This is a genomic window from Aminobacterium sp. EBM-42 (assembly GCF_001896635.1).
Lineage (GTDB): Bacteria > Synergistota > Synergistia > Synergistales > Aminobacteriaceae > Aminobacterium > Aminobacterium colombiense.
The window spans coordinates 1-1027 of record NZ_MPPC01000014.1; the positions used below are offsets into that span (position 1 = coordinate 1).

Below are 1027 nucleotides of genomic sequence, written 5' to 3' on the forward strand. Positions count from 1 at the left end.
CTTGACCCGGTCGCCCACCTGGACAAAGGGCTGGGTCTCGGGCGAGGCCGAGCGGTAGAAGGTGCCTACCAGGGGGGATGTGATGGTGACCGTGGGTTTCTCCACGGCCGCGGCCTTGTCCTTTTCGGGCTCCCGCGTCCTGGACACAGAGCGGTCCTGCTGTTGAGCCCCCCGGATGATGTGGATCCTCTCCGGGGTCCACTCCAGCTCCACCACGTCGGTGTTGCGGATCATCTCGATGAGCTCTTTGACAATCTTGAGATTCATCTAGCTCACTCTCTCGATATACGCCTTGGTGCGCGTATCCACCTTGAGCACGTCTCCCTCGTTGATGAACAGAGGGACCTGGACCGTAACGCCGGTTTCAAGCTTCGCGGGCTTGGAGCCCCCCGATGCGGTGTTGCCCCGCACGCCGGGGTCGGTCTCCACCACGGCGAGCTCCATGAACATGGGCAGATCGATGCCGATGGGAGAACCGTTGTGAAAGAGAATGTTCACCTCCACGTTCTCCTTGAGGAAGCCGATGGCGTCCTCCACGTGGTCTTCCATGAGGTTCATCTGCTCATAGGTCTCGGTATCCATGAACCAGTACCCGGAATCGTCCTGGTACAGAAAGCTCATTTTCCGCTCTTCGAGATTGGGAACATCCACTTTCTCGCCCGAGCGGAAGGTTTTGTCGAGAACATTGCCAGAGATCAGGCTCTTCATCTTGGTGCGCACGAATGCGCCGCCCTTTCCCGGCTTGACGTGCTGGAAATCAACGATAGTGAACGGTTCGCCGTCGAGCTCTATCTTCAACCCCTTGCGGAACTGTGCGGTTGAGTACTGCATGCTGTCTCTCCCCTACGTGAGAAATTTTATGGCTTCCTTATCAAGATTTGTAATTCGCTTGCAAGAATTATCTGTTATCACGAACATATCTTCCAGCCGTATCCCGAATTTTCCCGGGATGTAGACCCCGGGTTCGATCGTGACCACCATCCCCTCCTCCAGGGTGTCTTTGGAAATCTGGGAGAGGGTTGGCATC

At 56.6% G+C, this 1027-nt stretch carries 3 protein-coding genes; all 3 read right to left on the reverse strand.

The genetic code is table 11. The features are described 5' to 3' along the window. A partial coding sequence (locus BUC50_RS04595; protein ID WP_286677189.1) for an acetyl-CoA carboxylase biotin carboxyl carrier protein occupies positions 1–267 on the reverse strand: 267 nt, incomplete at its 3' end. After that, positions 268–831 (reverse strand): elongation factor P, encoded by a 564-nt coding sequence (efp, locus tag BUC50_RS04600; protein ID WP_286677190.1) that lies wholly within the window; start codon positions 829–831, stop codon positions 268–270. Positions 832–843: 12 nt separating this feature from the next. Further along, positions 844–1027: M24 family metallopeptidase (locus BUC50_RS04605; RefSeq protein ID WP_286677191.1), on the reverse strand; the 184-nt coding region annotated here is incomplete at its 5' end.